The following is a 19067-nucleotide window of genomic DNA, read 5'->3' as shown; positions in this document are numbered from 1 at the left end:
TTCAGCTGGCGGCCTCGCGGGTGTCGGAACGTCGCTGCAAACCATGCAGGGCGGCGGCCACGATCAAATAGACGGCAGCGTTGGGCCAGAACACTTCACTGATCGGCAGCCAGCCCATGGCCAAGGCACCGGCAGCTGTTCCCAGCAAGGCACCGGCCTTGGCGGCGCTGTTGCCGGCGCCAAGCACCCAGCCTTGGCGGTGCCCATCGGCCTGGCGTGACAGCAGGGTGTAGAACACCGGTAGCAATGCGCCGAGGAACACGCCCCACAGCAAGCGTGCCGCGACAAACCATGCCGGCACATGACTCATGGACTGCAAGGCCAGCGTGGCAGCGCAGGCCAGCGTGATCCACTTGACCCGCTGCAGGACTTGCTCCGGTGCCAGTGCAGCGAAGGCGCGTGCCCAGAGCGGAGCCGCAATGCACAGGCCCAGTGCGGTAGCGCCATAGCAAAGGCCGGTGAAGCTGGCATTGGCATGCAGGACCTGATCGGCATACACCGCAAAGAAAGCCTGCGGCATGATCTTGCCCGCCTGCACCAGCAAGATGCCCAGCAACAAGCCTTGAAACGCCTGCAGTGCAGGGCGTTCTGCCGCCGTTGGAGCAACCGGCTTTGATGATGCGCGCTGTCGATCAGTCGGCGCGGCTGGCTTGACGAAGGGCAGGGCCACTGCAGCCAGCAGCGCGCACAGCACGCACACCAGAGCGGTCGTCAGGTTGACGATCCAGAAGCCCCAGAGGTCAAACAGGAGGCCGCCCAGCCATGGGCCCAGGGCTGAGCCCATGGCGGTGGCCACTTGCAATCGTGCCATGAGCGAGCTGCGCTGCGCCGGGGTAGCCAGACCCGCGCCATAGGCTTGCGCCGTAGCGATGAAGCCGCCCAGCGCGCCCTGGATCAGGCGTGCCAGCAGTACTACGGTGACGCTGTCGGTCCAGGCCGCCATCAGCTGGCTGACCGCCAGCGCCAGCAAGGCCCGCACCACCATCGGCTTGTGGCCGGTCTGGTCGCCCAGGCGGCCCCACCAGGGGGCAGTGAGCATGGTCATCAGCAAGGGGCCGGCATAGACCGCCATGCTGACCCAGGCCAGCGTGGCAGCCGACATGGGAGCCAGCTCCCGCAAATGCAGAGGCCAGAAGGGGCCGCTCATTTCCATCGCGCCCATGGAGAGCAGCTGGATGGCCATCAGATAGCGCAACGCCACAGCCGGACTGCGGCCCATCAACACGCTCATGCTGCGCCCAGCAGGGGATTGGGCATGCGCAGGACGACGTCCTCGGAGGTGTCGCTCAGGCGCATGCGGACGAAGGACTTGGCCGGCCAGTCATCCTGCAGCAGTGCCCGATACTCGGTTTGCCAACGCTGCGGTTCGGTGTTTGGCTTGAGTTCCGCGAAGCAGGCTTCGAGACGCTCGCGCAGTACCGCCATGAATGCTGCTTCCGGCTTCTGATAGGTGCGTGAGAGCAGCAAGGCAAGTTCGATGATGTGGCACAGCATGAAGGCGTGCAGAAATTTGTCGCGCACGGAATCGTTGTCTTCGAACAGGGTGTGCTTGCTGCTGTAAGTTTCCAGCGCCAGTCTGCTGTGGCGCAAGGTGGGGGCATGGATGCGCAGGTCCCCAAAGTCGCGCAAGAGCATCTGCACGGGCCGAAGTTGGGCATCCACCATCACGAAACTGTTCTGCTGATGGGCTTCAAACGCGATGCCATAGCGCAGATAAGCCCCCAGCACTGCCGGCAAGGCGACATCCAGATAGGCAGCAAAGAATTGTTCGGCAGCATCGGCGTCGTCTCCCCACGCTGCGCTGACCAGATCGCAGACCAGCGGACGCCCGCTCAGAGGCGAATCTGCAAACAAGGCTCCCACCGGTACCGGCATGCGCTGCTCGCAGCGTTGCGTCATGGGGTTGGTACGGTAGAGCACGGCCAGATGGCGAGAGACATCGTCATTGCCTTGCGGATCGCGGTAATACAGGCCGACTTCTTCACCGAGGATGGCCAGTCGTCCGCCGAAACCGTCTTCCTTGGCGATGATGTCGCGCAGCAACCTGGTCAAGCGCGGGCCCATCACGGCAGACTTGGGCGAGACGGTACGCTCGACGCTGGTCAGGCGCAGCGATACGGGCAATTTCATGTGCGGCTGTGTAGGCGAGCCTTCAGGAACCACGGTGCGGAAGGACATGGTCGGCCGTGCCGGCAGGCTCGCTTCGGGCAGCAGCAGGAGCTGGCGCTTCTCCAATGCCTGAGCGAAGCGTTCGGGGATGGCGCGATCCAGCTGGTAGGGATGCAACGGCAGGGGGAGCCAGTGTGAAACGTCTTCACCTCGGTGCTGCAAGGATGCTGTCCACGTTTCCCAGGCTTGCGGGTAGTGGGTAGCAAACCATTGCCGGTATTCGGCGTGGTCCTGGCCGCCGGTGATGCAGGCGACATCGACGTGCATTGCTGCCAGGGAGAGCGTGATCGTGGCTTCAAATTCGGGCGAGAGCGCCATGACCTCGGCGCTGCTCAAGCCGAGTTTGGTCTTGTAGTTGGGGTGCCAGGGATGGCCCAGCGTGCCCCATTGTTCCAGCAGCAGGCTCGGGTTGGGATGCGCTGAACGGAATAATGCAGAGACAAAATTGGTCTGCTGCTGCCCGAAATCAGCACGCAATCGAAGTCCCCAGTGTTGGCGGTAATTCAGGCAAAGGGCGTCATTTTCTGCGCTGTTGGAGAGCTCCATGATCAGCCGTTGCAGGCTGGCTTCGGAAATGTCCTCATGCGCCCGAGCCACCTTTGCCAACAGCATGGACGAGCTCAGCAAGGCTTGCGGGACCGGGTTTCCGACACTGTAGTGTGCGATGGAACCGTAAAGCTGGCAGTTGTCCGCCACACCCAGGTGCAGGCCCTCGATGCGCAGCATGCTTTGCGCTTTCCACAAGGGCAGCCAGGCGTAGTGCCCATCGAAGATCAGGTGTTCCCGCTGCAGCAGCTTTTCGCGGAACAGCGCTTGCAGGGTGCGTTGCAGACTGCGCTGCCGGGCTTGATGCCAGGCTCGGTTGAGATGGACATCTTGGGGTTCACCTAGGTCCTGGATGAGATTCAAAGTACGCATATTGTTGCCTCATGTAACAAAGTGTCTTTGAATTGTATCAAATGAGAATAGCTATTATTCTTATTTATTCGAGGGCTATTTATTCGCAAACTTGGTACTTCGGGTATTGTGTTGCGGTCGTTCTCCTCTGGCAATCTTGACTTTTGGCATAAGCAGCGTTGCGTGCACAGTGCCATCGGTTTTGTTGCAGTCAAAAGCATTCCGAGCGCAACACCTCTCTGCAACTTCAATCCAGGATCCGAGCTTGCGTGTTGCGTGAAGGACGAGCTCGCCGGCTCTCGACCTGACGTTTGGTTGCATGCCTCCAATTTGATTTGTCGAAGGGAATTTGCTGACGTCAGGTTGGTTGCAATCGAATTGGCAATTAACGTATATTTTTGGCTTCGTTTAGTTTCTGTTCACCCAAGCCAGTAAAACAGCTCCAGGCAAACGGACCCCTTGCGTGTGTTTGCGCATTCATCTCGATCCCTGCTCCCGGCGGGATCTCCTGGAGGAGAAAAACATGATCTGGTGGGCGGAAGACCTGCTTCACGAAATTGATCGCGGCCAGAGCGGCGAAGTGTTGTTGTCGAAGATCCAGATTGCCGCCCAGGCGCTGGGATTTGACTATTGCGCCTTCGGAATGCGTCTGCCGGTGCCGATCAGCAGTCCCAAGACCCTCATGCTCAATACCTACCCGGCATCCTGGCAGGAGCGCTATGCCGAACGCCGTTACCTGGAGATCGATCCCAGCGTGGCGCGGGGCGCGTCATCGTCCGAAGCCTTCGTGTGGAATGACGCGCTGTTCGAGTCGAGCCCTGAACTATGGGAGGAAGCTCGCGCAGCCGGTCTCAAGGTGGGCTGGGCCAAATCGGTGCTCGAACTCGTGAGTGCGGGCGGCATGTTGAGCCTCGCCCGCAGTAGTCAAGCCCTTTCCGAAAAAGAGCTGGCGGCACGGCAACCCCAGATGGCCTGGCTGGCGCAGACAGCCCATTACGGCTTCAGGCGGACACTGGCGGCACAATGGAATATCAAGCTGTCCACACGGGAAAAGGAAGTGCTGCGCTGGACGGCCGACGGCAAGACCATCGAGGAAATCGCGGCGATCCTGCAAATCTCAATGGCCACGGTGAAGTTCCATACCCGCAGCGCTTCCGAAAAATTGGGCACCTTCAATCGTACCGCGGCAGTGGCCCGCGCTCTCGCCATGGGTCTCTTGCTCTAGCGCACTTTCTCTGGCAGACATATGACCCTGTTCGCAGAGGGGTATTGCTCCGTGCGAACAATCATGCATCTTCGCGCCATGTTTCCCCTTCATTGCGGCAGATGTCGCGCCCATGGCGGCTCGGCGGGCCATCATTGCGTTCAGGCGACAGCGCGGACGAACCAGGCTGTGCTCGCTACACCTAGCCAAAAGTACAGTTTCCTATCCCGGCAAGCTCCTATGAAATGTGAATCATTCTCAAATACTTTTGAGCCAACAATGGAATTTGTTGTGGGCACGCAAAACATATTGCCTAAAAATCTACTGAGCCGAATGGCGGATTTCCGTTACCGCGTCTTCGTCGACATGCTGGGGTGGAAGCTGCCCTGCGAGGTCGGTCGGGAACTGGACCAATTCGATCGCGACGATACCCTGTACGTCATGGCGCTGCGCGACGGCGAAATGACGGGAATGGCCCGTCTGTTGCCCACTCAACGCCCTTATTTGCTGGCTGAGGTGTTTCCGCAGCTCATGGGGGAGGAGGCGTTGCCCAGTGATGCTTCTGTCTGGGAGTTATCCCGATTTTCTGCCGTCGATACCGCGCTCAGCGGGGTTGGTGCCCAGCGTCAGTTTTCCTCACCTCTGGCGGTGGCGTTGATGCAATGTGTCCTGGTGCACGCCGCCCAACGCGGTGTGCGTAGCCTTATCACAGTCTCCCCGATGGGCGTGGAGCGCTTGCTGCGGCGCTCAGGATTTTGCGTGCGGCGCGCCGCCGCACCCGTTCGGGTTGGGGGACATCTGCTGTTCGCCTGCTGGATCGAAGTGCCTGTCATTGCGTGCGGGAGCGGGCAACCGGTCCTGCCTTATTCCTGATTCTGGAGGTCTTTAACGTCATGTTGTGGAGTTCAACCCAGCCGCGCTTGGTCGCGGCCCCCCTCGCTGTGCCGGCGCTCCCCCTTCCTCCTGTCGAACTGGATAGCGAGGCGTGCCTGGCGTCGTCCCTGAGCAGGCCTGTCCAGCATGGGAGCTTGCCGTTCGAGAACCCGGAGTGCGCCGCCAGCGCAGGCTGCCCGCGTAGCGGACAGTGTGCCAGCCCCGCCAGGCAGGCTCTCATCGAGGTCTATCTGTCGCGTCGCAGCGAGTTGCGCGGGGTGGCCGCCAAGATCATTGCTCGTCCCGAGGAGGTCGACGACGTCCTGCAGGATGTCTATCTCCGTCTGGCCAGCAGCACCTGCGCATCCGAGGTTCAGAATCCTTTTGGTTATTGCTGCCAGGTGGTACGCAACACCGCGGTGAATTACTGTCGTCGACGGATGGTGGAAGCCAACCACCTGGTGACCACCGCTGATGGGGAAATGCCGGAAGTGGAGGGCGGCCGGGCCGCTGAAGTCGGCATCGATGAACGACGTCTGCTGGAACGGATCGAGGCTGCCCTGGCGACGTTGCCACCGCGCACCCGGCGCGTGTTCGAACTGTATCGCCTGGAAGGTCGTACCCAGCGTGATATTGCCCAGTGCCTGGGCGTGTCGGCGACACTGGTCAATTTCATGCTCAAGGACGTGATGGCAGCGCTGGCCTCGTGTGGCGACCTGCTGGGCGCATGAGTCCACCTCATAGGGCTGCACATCTGCGGGGCAGGCGTAGTATCATCGGACGCTGACCTCAACCTGCCCCTCCGGCGAACGCGCCCGGAGTGTTCGCCCGCGATGAACGACACCCACTCACTCAATCAAACTGCCTGTCGGGAAGCGGCCTGGTACTGGATACAGCGACAGCACGAAGCTGGCCCGCATGACCGGGATGTTGCCGCTGCCTTGCAGGACTGGCTGCAAGCCGATCCGACCCACCAGGCGGCCTATCAGGAGGCAGCCAGGATATGGGCTGTGGCAGGATTGGTGGCACCTTCCCGGTCTTCGTCTTAGCGCTCGACCTGACTATCCCCAAGCCGGCTGCGTGCCGGCTTTTTTCATGTCATCTCCTGCCACGACGCGCTGGTTGGCAGCTGTCTCTCCGACGTCACTTCCGTGGGAGTCGCATCGCTCCGATTGGGTGCGCGCAGGGCCTAAACAGATTGGCGCGTGCGCCGTCTTCAAGGCAGGCACAGGACATTCGCATGGGCGTCTGTCCCTTCGTTTTTTGCCTGTTACTTGAGGAGATGCCTATGAGCACCAGCTGTTTCGATCGCGAAGACGAAACCTTCATCGTCCTGATCAATCACGAAGGCCAGTATTCGATTTGGCCCCATTGGAAAAAAGTCCCCGGAGGCTGGACCGTGGTCAACGATGCCCAGGGCCAGCCGGTCAAGGGGCTCAAAAAGACCGTTTCGGATTACATCGAGCAGCACTGGACCGACATGCGTCCGATATCGCTGCGTAAATGGATGAGCGAACAAGCCGCCGAAGCGGGTGCGACCACGCCTGTCACGCAGTGATCGGTCGCGTGAATCCGCTGCCTCTGAAGCTGCTGGCCCTGCCGTGCGCCGGCGCCAGCGCCACCATGTATCTGCGCTGGCGGCGCTGGTTGCCGCACTGGGTGGAACTGCTGCCGCTGGAGCTGCCGGGACGCGGCGGCCGCATCGGTGACGCTTTCATCGAAGATTTTGAGGCACTGGTGCTGCATCTTGTCCAGCGCCATGCCGACTGCCTGCAGGGACGCTACGTCCTGTTCGGTCACAGTATGGGCGCGCTGCTGGCCTATGGCCTGGCGCAACACCAGCACCGACTGGGCGAGCGCGTGCCGTTGGGCTTGATCGTCTCGGGCAGTCCTGCGCCATCGATGCGGGAGCCGTCTCGCTTCGCTGACAAACGCGGTGATGCGGCCTTGATGGCAGAGCTGCGCAAACAGGGCGGTACGCCAGAGGAGGTGTTTGCCCACCCCGAATTGTTGCGTCTGACCCTCGATACGTTGGCGGCCGATTACCGGGTATGCGAAAGCTTTTGCTATCGCCCCTTGCCGGCCCTCTCCTTGCCGCTGCAGATCCTGGCAGGGCGCCAGGACGATATCGCTGCGCACCGTATCGAGGCCTGGAGCAAGGAGTCCACACTGGCGGCTTCGCTGGACTGGTTCGACGGTGGCCATTTCTTCATCCGCGCGCAGGAACGCGCGGTGCTGGCCACCTTGGCATCGGCACTGGCCCGCATGGCCGCCGGAGGATGGTATGCGGCCAGTGCAGTTGCCTGACGGTGCTCCTTGCGAACTGGCGCTCTGGCGCCTTGATCTCGATATCCGCGCGCCCGTCCCGCAGCTCGACTGGATGCTCCTGACACCCGCCGAGAAAGCCTTCAACCAGCGATTCCGGCAGCCCGGCGACCGTGTTCGCCATGCATGCACCCGTGCCGCGCTGCGACGTTTGCTGGCCCTGCGCCTGCATATGCAGCCACAGCAGGTGCCGCTGCGCTGCAGTGCCAGGGGCAAGCCGCTGCTGGACATGGAGATGGGCGCCGGGAGGCTTGCATTCAATGTGTCACATGCCGGATGCCATGCGCTCATTGCCATCAGTACGCGCGGCGATGTCGGCGTGGACATCGAATGCTGCGATCCCGATCTGGATGTGGCCGCGCTCGAAGCGCTGGTGTTGTCGCCCGAGGAGCTTGCAGCCACACCGTCCCACAGGCTGGATTTCACCGAGCGCTGGGTGGTCAAGGAGGCCGTACTCAAGGCCATCGGTAGCGGCGTGAGCGAGCATCTCCAGCAGCTTTGCGTGGCCCGCGCAGCAGAGCGCTACCTGTTACGCCACCGGCAGCGTGACTGGCCGCACCTGTGCGCCTGGCCACTGCCGGCCCCAGCCGGTTATCGGGCGGCGCTGGCCTATGCATGGCCCACTTTCTGATAGTGCCGCTGCTGCCGCCCGCAGCAAAAAGCCATCGTCATTAATCAAGGAGTTGTGATGAATATCCAGTTGCCTTCTCTCGAACGCCTTGCTCCGGCGGGATCCGAATTGCCCGTGCTGATCACGCCGAGTGCGCCGGGCCAGTCATTGCTGGCGGCCTTGCCTGGCTTGCAGGGCCAGATCGAGAAGCTCCTCGCACAGGTCGGTGCGGTCCTGCTGCGTGGCTTCGACGTGCCTGCGGTCGAGGATTTCCGCCGTTTCGCCGCCGGTTTCGGCCATCCCTTGCTGGATTATGAGTTCGGTTCCACACCGCGTTCGGCCATCGGCGGCGGCGTCTACACCACCACGGAATATCCGGCGCACCAGTCGATTCCTCTGCATAACGAACAGGCCTACACCCGCATCTGGCCGATGAAAGCCTGGTTCCATTGCGTCGAGCCCGCGCAGGAAGGAGGCCAGACTCCCATTGCTGATAGTCGTGCGATCTATCGCCGGATGCCACTGGCGATTCGGCGGCGTTTTGCGGACGGCATTCTGTACGTGCGCAACTATGGCGACTTCGATCTGCCGTGGCAGAAGGTTTTCAATACCGAGCAGCGTGCCGAGGTCGAGGCCTTCTGCCGGAAAGCGAAGATTGCCTGGGAGTGGAAGAGCGACGGTCAGTTGCGCACCAGACAGTTGTGTCAGGCCGTCGAGACCCATCCGGTCACTGGCGAGATGGTGTGGTTCAACCAGGCGCATCTGTTCCACGTCTCCAATCTGCAGGCCGATGTGCGAGAGTCGCTGGAAGAGCTGCTGGATATCGAAGAGCTGCCGCGCAATACCTATTTTGCCGATGGTTCGTCCATTCCGGACGCCATGCTGGCCGAGGTGCGCGAGATCCTCGATGCCGAGACCGTCTCCTTCCTGTGGAAAAAGGGCGACGTGATGATGCTCGATAACATGCTGGTGGCCCATGCGCGTGCGCCTTTCAAGGGGCCGCGCAAGGTGGTGGTGGCGATGGCGCAGTCACACGACAATCTGCAACGTGACTTGCTCGCGCCAGCGCTGGAGGCAGCGGTATGAGATCGGCGGAGTCCTCCACGGCATTGCCCTTCAAGGGCGCCCGCAACTTCGTTGAACGGCTGGAGCAGCTAGCCCGGGAACGGCCCGACGATACCGCGCTCATCGTGGTGCAGGCGGTTGCGGGCGTCGACCAGGAGCGCCGGTTCAGTTACCAGGTATTGGCGCAACGCGTGCGCGCACTGGCGGCGGTGCTGCAAGCCCGGCTGGGCCGCGGCGAGCGGGCACTGATCCTGCTGGACAACGACGAATACTACGCCATCAGCATGTTTGCCTGCTTCTATGCGGGTGTCATCGCGGTACCGGTGTTCCCGCCGGAGTCGGCCAGTGCCGCGCACACCGGGCGGCTGGCGGGGATCGCTGCCGATGCCGGCGCGCGCGGGCTGCTCATCCTTGACGCCAACCGGGCGCTGGTCGCCGCCTGCGAGGGGCTGCAGCAGGCCGAGATGATCGCTGTCGACCAGATCGGCGCAGGCGATCGGGGCCCGTGGCAGGCAGCCGCCCCGGATCCGCAGGAGATCGCCTTCCTGCAATACACCTCCGGCTCTACCTCGGCACCCAAGGGGGTGATGGTCACGCACGCCACCTTGATGGCTAACGAAGCCGCCATTCGTGAGGGCTTGTCCATCGGCGAGGGCGACAGCTTCTGCGTCTGGTCGCCGTTGTTCCATGACATGGGACTTATCGGTGGTCTGTTGCAGCCTTTTTACAGCGGGATTGTCTGCGTGCTGTGCTCGCCCCGCTATTTCCTGGAGCGCCCGGTGCGCTGGTTGCAGATGATTGCGCGTCATCGCGTGAGCATCAGCGGCGGGCCGGATTTTGCTTATCGGCTCTGTCTGGACCGTATCAAGGATCGTCAACTCGAGGGTCTGGACCTGTCCTGCTGGCGTGTCGCCTATACCGGTGCGGAGCCGGTGCGCCACCAGACCATGGAGGCGTTCGTGCAGCGCTTCGCCAGCGTCGGTCTCGACCCTGCGGCGGTGTACCCCTGCTACGGTCTGGCTGAGGCAACCCTGTTTGTTACCGGCGGGCGGCGCGGTGCGGGACTGCGCGTACAGCGCTATCTGCCACACGCACTGAGGTCTCGCCTGGCCTTGCCCGCCGACGCAGAGGAACCAGCGGTGGCGCTGGTGGCCTGCGGCCGCGCGCCAAGCCAGCATCAGGTGCGCATCGCTGCCGATGCCTCGGGCGCGCCGGCGGCGCCGGGGGCCATCGGCGAAATCTGGGTGACTGGTCCGAGCATCGCGCGCGGTTACTGGAAGCAAGCGCTGCAGAGTGCCCAGACCTTCGTTGAGCTGGAGAACCAGACCTGGCTGAGGACCGGGGATCTGGGCTTCTGGGCTGACGGCGAACTTTTCGTGGCCGGACGCCTGAAAGACATGATCATCGTGCGCGGCCACAACATCTATCCGCAGGATCTCGAACAAGCCCTGGAAGCCGAGGTGGAAGCCTTGCGCAAAGGCCGCATCGCCGTGTTCGCCGTCAGCCTGGACACGGAGGAGGGCGTCGGCGTTGCCGTCGAGGTCTCGCGGGGTATGCAAAAGCTGGTGGCCCCGCAAGCCTTGTGCGAGGCGGTTGCCACGGTGGTGCAAAGGCAGTGTGGAGAAGCGCCGCAAGTGCTTGTGCTGCTCAATCCAGGAGGCTTGCCCAAGACCTCCAGCGGCAAGCTGCAACGCGGCGCATGTCGCACCGGCTGGCATCAGGGAAGTCTGGACGCCTACGCCGTTTTCGAGCAGGGACGCATGGTGCAGGGCAGCCAGTCGACGACGATGGCAACAGTACCGCCCGTCGCTGCGCAGCGCGCTGGTGAGCCGGAAGTGCGGGCCGCTCTGGCGCTGCTGTGGCAAGAGGTATTGATGCCGGGCGTGGCCGGAGAGCCATCTGCCGACGCCCACTTTCTGGCCTGCGGCGGCAATTCGCTGGCGGCGGTGCAACTGGCCGCGCGGATTTCCCAGCATTGGCAGATTGCATTCGCTGCGTCTCAGGTATTTGAATACCCACGGCTGCAGCAGCAGGCGGCACTGATCCTGGATGCGCTGGAAGATGGCAAGGGTGGCACTGCCACCGGCATCGCGCGCCTGTCCGAGGCACAGCGACGCACACCGCAGCCCCTGTCGTCAGCACAGCAGCGCCAATGGTTTCTCTGGCAACTGGCACCGCAAAGTACGGCCTATCACGTGCAAGGTGCGCTGCGCCTGGGAGGCCCACTCGATGTGTTCGCCCTGCAACGTGCCTTCAATGCACTGATGCGGCGCCATGAGGCCTTGCAGACCGTGTTCCGCAGCACTGATCAGGGCCAGCTCGAGCAGGTCGTCGGGACGCAGCCGGTAGCCGAGCTGGAGCTGGTCGAAGCCGATACCGGCCCCAACGGCGCGCTGTCGCTGCCAGCTGCGCTGGATCTGCTGCAACAACGCCACGGACAGCCCTTCGACCTCACGCACGGGCCGCTGGTGCGTGCCTGTCTGCTGGCTCTGGACGATGGCAGCCATGTGCTGGGCATGGTCATGCACCATATCATTTCGGATGGCGCATCCATGCATCTGCTCATCGAGGAACTGGCCCAGCTCTACGCGGAACTGCACGCTGGCAGGCAGAGCGCCCTGGCACCGGCCATCTTGCACTATGTCGACTACATCGCCTGGCAACAGGCCCGTGCGGATGACCCGGAACATCGTGTCGCGCTGGATTACTGGGCCCGGGAGCTGGCGGTTCCTGCCGGCCAGGCCCAGCCGGTACTGGCGCTGCCGGTCGACAGAGCGCGTCCGGTGCTCGCGCGCTATCACGCCAGCCATCATCATTTCGCCCTGCCGGATGATCTGTTGGCGGGATTGCGCGGGCAGGCAAGGCAAGCAGGCGTGACCCTTTTCGCGCTACTGCTGAGCGGGCTGCAAGCCTTGCTGCACCGCTACACCGGGCAGCAAGACATCCGGGTTGGCGTGCCGGTGGCAAACCGCAGCCATCCTGATCTGCTGGGTGTGGTTGGCTTCTTCGTCAATACCCTGGTGCTGCGCGCCTCGTTCGACGAGGACATCACGCTGGCCCAACTGCTGGCGCAGACCGCTCAACGCACGCTACTGGCCCAGCGGCATCAAGGGCTGTCGTTCGAACAATTGGTGGAGGTACTGCAACCCGAACGCAGCCTGACCCACAGTGCGCTGTTCCAAGTCATGTTCAACCACCTGCCACAGCACTATGCGGCAAGTGCACAGGGCCTGGGCGACGTGGTCGAGGAGCTGTTCCTTCCCGACCGCGAGGCCCAGTTCGAGTTGACGCTGGATACCCGCGAACATCCAGATGGCCGCGTCAGCGCCGTGCTGACCTATGCCAAGGAATTGTTTGATCCGCAGCGCATTGCGCAACTGGCGCAGAGCTATCTGGCGATCCTGCGCGCCCTGGTGGACGAGCCGCAACAGCTGGTCGCCGAAGTTGCCCTGCTATCTCCAGCGCAGCAGGCGCAGTTGCAGCAGTGGGGCTGCAATCCGCAGCGCTATCCGCTCGATCCGCCGATACATGTTCGCATTGCGCAGCAGGCCCGGCGCACGCCAGAGGCCATCGCGCTGGTGCTGGACCGGCAGCAGTTGAGCTATGCGCAGCTGGAGGCACGCGCCAACCAGATGGCACGGCAGCTACTGGCAATGGGTGTGCAGCCTGAGCAGCGTATCGGACTGGCGCTGGAGCGCTCGCTGGACATGGTGCCGGCCTTGCTGGCCATCCTCAAGGCAGGCGCTTGCTTCGTGCCGCTCGATCCGCAATACCCGCGAGCGCGCCTGACGGCCATGATCGAGGACAGTCGCATCCGTCTGGCGCTCACGCAAAGCCATATGCGCGAGCATTTGCCCGGGCAGGCCGGTGTGCGCTGGCTGGAACTGGACCGCTTGCCAGCACCTGCGGCCACGTCCGATTTTATGGAAGCGCCGGACGTCATCACTCATCCGGCTCAGTTGGCCTACGTCATCTACACCTCGGGCTCGACCGGGCGACCCAAGGGGGTCGCGGTATCACATGGGGCCTTGGTCGAACATACGCAATTGTCGGCGGAGTTCTCGCGCCTGCGCAACGATGACCGCATGTTGCAATTTGCCACACTCAATTTCGATGGTTTCATCGAACAGCTGTTTCCGCCGCTGCTGGTGGGTGCGTCGGTGGTCCTGCGCGGGCCACAGTTATGGAGTCCCGAGGAATTTCAGCAACGGCTGCGTGAGCATGAGATCAGCATCGCCGATCTGCCCACGGCCTACTGGCACGCCCTGATCCAATCGTTCGCCCGCCAGGGGCAGAGTGATTACGGCCGCTTACGCGAGATCCACATTGGTGGCGAAGCCATGCCGGCCGAGTCGATTGCGACCTGGCGCCAGGCCGGCCTGAGTGCGGTGCGCCTGCTCAATACCTACGGCCCTACAGAGGCGGTGGTAGTGGCCTCACTGCTCGATTGCGACCCTTTCGTCCAGGGCCAGCGCGAGGTGCCGACCCAGATGCCGATCGGACAGCCCCTGGCCGGGCGCAGTCTGCATGTGCTCGACGAGCGTCTGCAAGCGCTGCCAGCGGGGGTGCCCGGCGAACTCTACATCGGCGGCGACCTGCTGGCACGGGGCTATCTGGAGCGACCGGGCCTGACGGCCGAGCGTTTCGTCGCCGACCCCGGCAGTGAGGCCGGTGGCCGGCTGTATCGCACCGGCGATCTGGTGTGCTGGAACGCCCAGGGCGAACTGCACTATCTGGGACGCAGCGACCTTCAGGTCAAACTCCGGGGATTCCGCGTCGAGCTTGGCGAGATCGAAGCGCAATTGCTGGCGCAACCGGAGGTGCGCCAAGCCATCGTCGTGGCGCACCAGGCGCGGCTGGTGGGCTACGCCAGCCTGTATCCGGGCCAGGAGCTGAGTACGGCGCAATTGCGGGAACGCTTGCGCGCCAGCCTGCCGGACTACATGGTGCCGGCCACGGTGATCGTGCTGGAACAGTTGCCGACCAATCCAAACGGCAAGATCGACCGCCATGCCTTGCCCGCACCCGCCGACGTCATTGCCGTGGGCGGACTAGCCCCGGTGGGCCAACTGGAGGAGCAACTGGCGGGAATCTGGCGCGAACTGCTGCGGCTCGAACAGGTGGGCCGCGACGACAATTTCTTTGAACTGGGCGGTCATTCCTTATTGCTGCTGGTGGCGCATGAGCGCATCAAGGCACTGTCGCTTGCCTGCGTGCCTAGCGTGGTGGATCTGTTCCGATATCCGACCATCGCCACGCTGGCGGCGTTCCTCGACGGCGCCGCCCCGACCCGCAACGATGCCGGCCCGGCCCTTGAGGAACGCGCCGCACGCCAGCGCGGAGGCTTCCTGTCACGCCGCAGACAGCCCTCAGGAGCAGAGCAATGAATCAGGATACGCACGATTTCAATGGTGTGGAGATCGCCATCATCGGGATGGCCGGACGTTTTCCGCAGGCCGATGATGTGGAGGCGCTCTGGCGCAATGTGTGCGCAGGCGTCGAATCGGTCACCGCCCTGAGCGAAGAAGCACTGCTGGCACGCGGCGTCAGCGCCGAGGCACTGGCCGATCCCGCCTATGTGTGCAAGGGGGTGCTGCTGGACGATATCGAATGCTTCGATGCTGCCCATTTCGGCTATTCTCCGCGCGAGGCAGAGCGCATGGATCCGCAACATCGCCTGCTGCTCGAGATCGCCTGGCAGGCGCTGGAGCACGCGGGCTATGGCGCTCGCCATTCCGAACTACTGACCGGCATCTACGCCGGCAGCGGCCCCAGTCTATACCTGCACCGGCACCTGATGCCGCAGATTGATCTGGCGCAGGGCGATATTGCCGGCCTGCTGGGATTGCTCAACGGTAGCGACCCGGACGCGCTGGTCACGCGCATCGCGTACAAGCTCGATCTCAAGGGGCCAGCGGTGGCGGTGCAGACCGCGTGTTCGACCTCGCTGGCCGCCGTGCACCTGGCTTGCCGCGGCTTGCTCAATCATGAAGCGGACCTGGCCCTGGCCGGTGGCGTCTGGCTCAACCTCTTGCAGGGACGCGGCTACCGCTACCAGGCTGGCGCCATCCTCTCGCCAGACGGCCATTGCCGACCGTTCGATGCCCAGGCTGGCGGCACTGCCATCGGTAGCGGCGCTGGTCTGGTCGTGCTCAAACGGCTGGCGGATGCGCGCGCTGATGGTGACACGATCCATGCTGTGATCCGTGGCTCGGCCATGAACAATGATGGTGCAGACAAGATAGGCTATACCGCTCCCAGCATCGCCGGCCAGGCGGCCGTGATCATGGCGGCGCACGCCATGGCCGAGGTGAGCCCGCAGAGTATCGGCTATGTCGAGGCGCATGGCACTGCCACGGCGCTGGGCGACCCGATTGAAGCGGCAGCCCTGATGCAGGCCTTCGGGAGTGCCAGCGGAGAGCCATTTTGCGCGATCGGTTCGCTCAAGGGCAATATCGGCCACCTCGATGCCGCTGCCGGCGTGGCAGGGCTGATCAAGACGGTGCAGGCCATCAGGCAGGGGATCCTGCCGCCCAGCCTGAATTTTCGGCAAGCGAATGCCCAGATCACGTTTTCCGGCAGCCCTTTCTACGTCAACACCGTCACCCAGCCGTGGCCGCAGCAGAGGTGGCCACGGCGGGCCGGGGTCAGCTCCTTTGGCATGGGCGGCACCAATGTCCACGTGGTGCTGGAGCAAGCCCCGGCACCGATGCGCGAGGCCCTGTCGGCCGCGCCGCAAGAGCGGCCGCGCCTGCTGCTGTTAAGTGCGCGCACCGACACGGCCTTGCAGCAGATCTGCACACGATTGGCGCAGCATCTGGCGCAGGATGACACGCTGGGTCTGGCCGATGTGGCATTCACCTTGCGCCGGGGCCGCAAGCAATTGGCCCATCGTGCCGCGCTGCTGGTGAAGGGGCATGCCGATGCCCTGGAGCAGTTGCGTCACCAGGCCACGAATCATTCGTCGCCGAGCCTGTCCGGGCTTGCGCCAGCGGCGGTCTTCCTGTTCCCCGGCCAGGGCGCCCAGCACGCCAACATGGGACGGGCAGCCTACGCAGACCATCCGCGCGTGCGCCAGGTGGTCGATCATTGCTGCACCCTGTTGCAGCCCCATCTCGGCCTGGATCTGCGTGAACTGCTGTTTCCCGCGCCTGGCACAGAAGCCGAGGCGGGACAGCGCCTGGCGCAGACCGCGCTGACCCAGCCGGCCTTGTTCGTCGTGGAATATGCGCTCGCCCAATGGTGGCTGGAGCAAGGGGTGCGGCCGGATGCGATGCTGGGTCACAGCATCGGCGAATACGTTGCTGCCACCCTGGCCGGCGTGTTCTCGCTGGAAGACGCGCTGGCGGTGATCGCCGCGCGCGGGCGTCTGTTGCAACAGACCGAAGCAGGTTCCATGCTCTCCGTCCCACTCAGCGAGGCTTGCCTGCGCGAGCAGGCGCTGGCGGGGTGCGACCTGGCGGCGGTCAATGGCCCTGAACTGTGCGTGCTGGCCGGATCGGCGCAGGCCATCGCGCAGGCCAAGGCAACCCTGGCAACCCGTGGTGTGGAAAGCAGGGCCTTGCAGGTCTCACATGCGTTTCATTCGGCCCGCGTTGAACCCATGCTGGCGGCCTTCGGCGAGTTGCTGGGCCGGGTCCCGTTGCAGGCACCACAGTTGCCTTTCGTCTCCAACGTCAGCGGTACCTGGATCACAGAACAGCAAGCCCGTAGCCCGGCGTATTGGGTCCAGCATGTGCGGGCCACAGTCCGCTTCGCCGATGGCCTGGCGCTGCTGGCCGGCCAGACCGCGCGGGTATGGCTGGAAGTTGGCCCCGGGGATACGCTGACCACCCTGACACGTCGCCATCCCCAGGCGAGCCAGCATCCCGCGCTCGCGTCACAGCGCCATCCACGCCAAGTCGATGCTGGCGTCGACCCCTTACTGCAATGTCTCGGAAGACTCTTCACCTGCGGACTGGATATCTCGCACGCGCCGGTGCTCGACGAGACCCCTGCGCGGCGGGTGCCGCTGCCGACCTATCCGTTCGCCCGCGAGCCGTATTGGATCGAACCCGCTGGCGCAGTGTTGCAGCCACGCCAGCCCACGATCACCAACGATCCGGGCCGCTGGCTGTATCTCCCCACCTGGCGTCGCGCCCGGCCAGTGCAAGCCTGTGCGTCCCGGATGGCGGACAGCTCCGTAGTGGTAGTGCTGCTGTGCGCGCAGGCTGCGCTCAATGAAGCCGTCTGCGAGCAACTGCGTCAGCAGGGCAAGCGCGTGGTGCAGGTCGAGCCGGGGCGCATCTACGCGCAGCTGGCAGCGCAGCGTTTCAGTCGCGCCGGTAACAGCCGCGCCGATTTCACTGAACTGTTCGCTGGCGTGGACGCCGCAGTCGCTGCCTTTGACGCGGTCTGCGACCTTTCCAATGTCGGGCCCGTTGCGCCTGGCGCGCACAGCGAACACAGCCTGTTCGGGCTGCTGGCGCTGATCCAGGCGCTGGGTCAGTACCAGCGCCAGCCGCTTCGGCTGGTCGTGGTTGCCAGCCAACTACATCAGGTCACCGGCGCTGAACGTATCAGCAGCGCCAAGGCCAGCCTGCTCGGCCTGTGCCGGGTGGCACCGCTGGAATATCCTCAACTGGCATGCGGCGTGATCGACATCGAAGAGCCCACCGATGCACACCAGGTGGCACGCGTGGGCCAACAGATTGCTGACGAGATTGGCGACGGCGACCAGGCAGCGCTGGTGGCCTATCGTGGCCGCCAGCGTTGGATCCGACATTACCAGCCAGCCAGTTTCGCGCCGGGATGCCAGCCCGAACTGCGGCAGGGAGGTGTGTACCTGATCACGGGCGGACTGGGTGGCGTCGGTCTGGCGTTGGCGCGCCATTTGGCGCAGCACTGGCAGGCGCGATTGGTGCTGATGGGCCGCACCCTGTCGGCCGCGCAGCAGGCAGCTGTGGCTGAACTGGAATCGCTGGGCGCGCAGGTCTGGGTGCGTCAGGGTGACGTCACGGACGGGCCGGTGGTGCAGGCACTGGTGGCCGAGATCGTGCGCGAGCTGGGCGCCTTGCATGGCGTGATCCATGCGGCAGGACTTCCTGGTGGCGGCCTGATGGCCCAGCGTCAGCGCAATGCCATCGAACAGGTGTTTGCGGCCAAGGTGCAGGGCGCCCACCACGTGCTGACAGCCGTGGCCTCGCATGCGCCGGACTTCGTGCTGTTGTGTTCCTCCATGAGCGCCATCACCGGCGACTACGGTCAGGCCGACTATTGCGCGGCCAACTGCGTGCTCGACGCCATGGCGGCCGCTTCGCGTAGTGAGACCCGGGTGTTGTCAGTGAACTGGGATGTCTGGCCCGGTACCGGGATGGCCGCCGCGCTGCGCGCCGAGGAGGGCGACGGTGACCTCGGCATCGCCCCGCATCAGGCTGGCGCCTTGCTGGAACAGGTGCTGTGCGACGCCGGCAGCAGCCAGGTGCTGGTTTCCTCCATCAGTCTGGCCGAGCAGTTCGCGCGGGCGGGTCGGGTCACGGCGACAACGCTGGACCCTGCGGCCCTTGCACCAGTGGCAGCGCGTGCCGTTCATGCGCGCCCCGCGTTGAGTACCCCCTATGTCGAACCGGTCCAGGAGCTGGAGCGCGGTGTGGCAGCGCTATGGAGCGAGTTCCTCGGTATCACGCCCGTGGGGCTGGACGACAACCTGTTTGAACTGGGGGGCGATTCGCTGCTGGCCATCCAATTGCTGGCCAGTCTGCGCCAGCGCTACGGCGTGGACGTCCAACCAGCTTCCTTCTTCCAGTCACCAACCGTCCGCACGCTGGCTTGCCAGGTCGAAGAGCGGCTCATCGAAGAAATCGAACAGGAGGCCTCGGCGCCCTCCGATCAGTTAGCCAAAACGCCCGAGGCCGTGGCTCCCCGAATTGCATCCGTTTAAGAGGT

The 19067-nt window shown here is 63.9% G+C and carries 11 protein-coding genes; 9 read left to right on the top strand and 2 right to left on the bottom strand.

Annotated features, from left to right (window positions below):
- Position 1: 1 nt before the first annotated feature.
- Complete coding sequence (locus tag JOD78_RS03155) at positions 2-1231, bottom strand: MFS transporter (protein WP_121045398.1); 1230 nt, start codon at positions 1229-1231, stop codon at positions 2-4.
- The gene (locus JOD78_RS03150) at positions 1228-3087 is read right to left on the bottom strand and encodes an IucA/IucC family protein (protein ID WP_134136318.1); all 1860 of its coding nucleotides are present in this window, start codon (positions 3085-3087) and stop codon (positions 1228-1230) included. The genes JOD78_RS03155 and JOD78_RS03150 overlap by 4 nt, the downstream gene beginning before the upstream one ends.
- A 502-nt stretch (positions 3088-3589) precedes the next feature.
- Between JOD78_RS03150 and JOD78_RS03145 the strand changes: the two genes are divergently transcribed.
- From JOD78_RS03145 to JOD78_RS03100, 9 genes are all read left to right on the top strand, one after another.
- The gene (locus JOD78_RS03145) at positions 3590-4291 is read left to right on the top strand and encodes an autoinducer binding domain-containing protein (RefSeq protein ID WP_199725142.1); all 702 of its coding nucleotides are present in this window, start codon (positions 3590-3592) and stop codon (positions 4289-4291) included.
- A gap of 258 nt (positions 4292-4549) precedes the next feature.
- Positions 4550-5143, top strand: a complete 594-nt coding sequence (locus JOD78_RS03140) for an acyl-homoserine-lactone synthase (RefSeq protein WP_121045394.1) — start codon at positions 4550-4552, stop codon at positions 5141-5143.
- Between the two features lie 155 nt (positions 5144-5298).
- On the top strand, positions 5299-5874 hold the full coding sequence (locus JOD78_RS03135) for a sigma-70 family RNA polymerase sigma factor (RefSeq protein WP_227022698.1): 576 nt from the start codon (positions 5299-5301) through the stop codon (positions 5872-5874).
- 557 nt (positions 5875-6431) lie between these two features.
- A complete protein-coding gene (locus JOD78_RS03125) occupies positions 6432-6701 on the top strand; it encodes an MbtH family NRPS accessory protein (RefSeq protein WP_058895455.1) in 270 nt (89 codons plus the stop codon).
- A gap of 8 nt (positions 6702-6709) precedes the next feature.
- Positions 6710-7450 carry an alpha/beta fold hydrolase gene (locus JOD78_RS03120; protein WP_227022697.1) on the top strand — a complete coding sequence of 247 codons (741 nt, stop codon included), beginning with the start codon at positions 6710-6712 and terminating at the stop codon, positions 7448-7450.
- Complete coding sequence (locus JOD78_RS03115; RefSeq protein WP_209569846.1) at positions 7428-8099, top strand: 4'-phosphopantetheinyl transferase superfamily protein; 672 nt, start codon at positions 7428-7430, stop codon at positions 8097-8099. Before JOD78_RS03120 ends, JOD78_RS03115 begins: the two co-directional genes overlap by 23 nt.
- 57 nt (positions 8100-8156) lie before the next feature.
- On the top strand, positions 8157-9164 hold the full coding sequence (locus JOD78_RS03110) for a TauD/TfdA family dioxygenase (protein ID WP_121045386.1): 1008 nt from the start codon (positions 8157-8159) through the stop codon (positions 9162-9164).
- Positions 9161-14530 carry a non-ribosomal peptide synthetase gene (locus JOD78_RS03105; RefSeq protein WP_209569847.1) on the top strand — a complete coding sequence of 1790 codons (5370 nt, stop codon included), beginning with the start codon at positions 9161-9163 and terminating at the stop codon, positions 14528-14530. The genes JOD78_RS03110 and JOD78_RS03105 overlap by 4 nt, the downstream gene beginning before the upstream one ends.
- The gene (locus JOD78_RS03100) at positions 14527-19062 is read left to right on the top strand and encodes a type I polyketide synthase (RefSeq protein WP_209569848.1); all 4536 of its coding nucleotides are present in this window, start codon (positions 14527-14529) and stop codon (positions 19060-19062) included. Before JOD78_RS03105 ends, JOD78_RS03100 begins: the two co-directional genes overlap by 4 nt.
- The last annotated feature ends 5 nt before the right edge of the window (positions 19063-19067 follow it).

The sequence above is a fragment of the Herbaspirillum sp. 1130 genome (assembly GCF_017833835.1).
Taxonomy (GTDB): domain Bacteria; phylum Pseudomonadota; class Gammaproteobacteria; order Burkholderiales; family Burkholderiaceae_D; genus Herbaspirillum; species Herbaspirillum huttiense.
The sequence above is the reverse complement of the archived record's forward strand: the minus strand, read 5'-3'. Positions and strand labels throughout refer to the sequence as shown.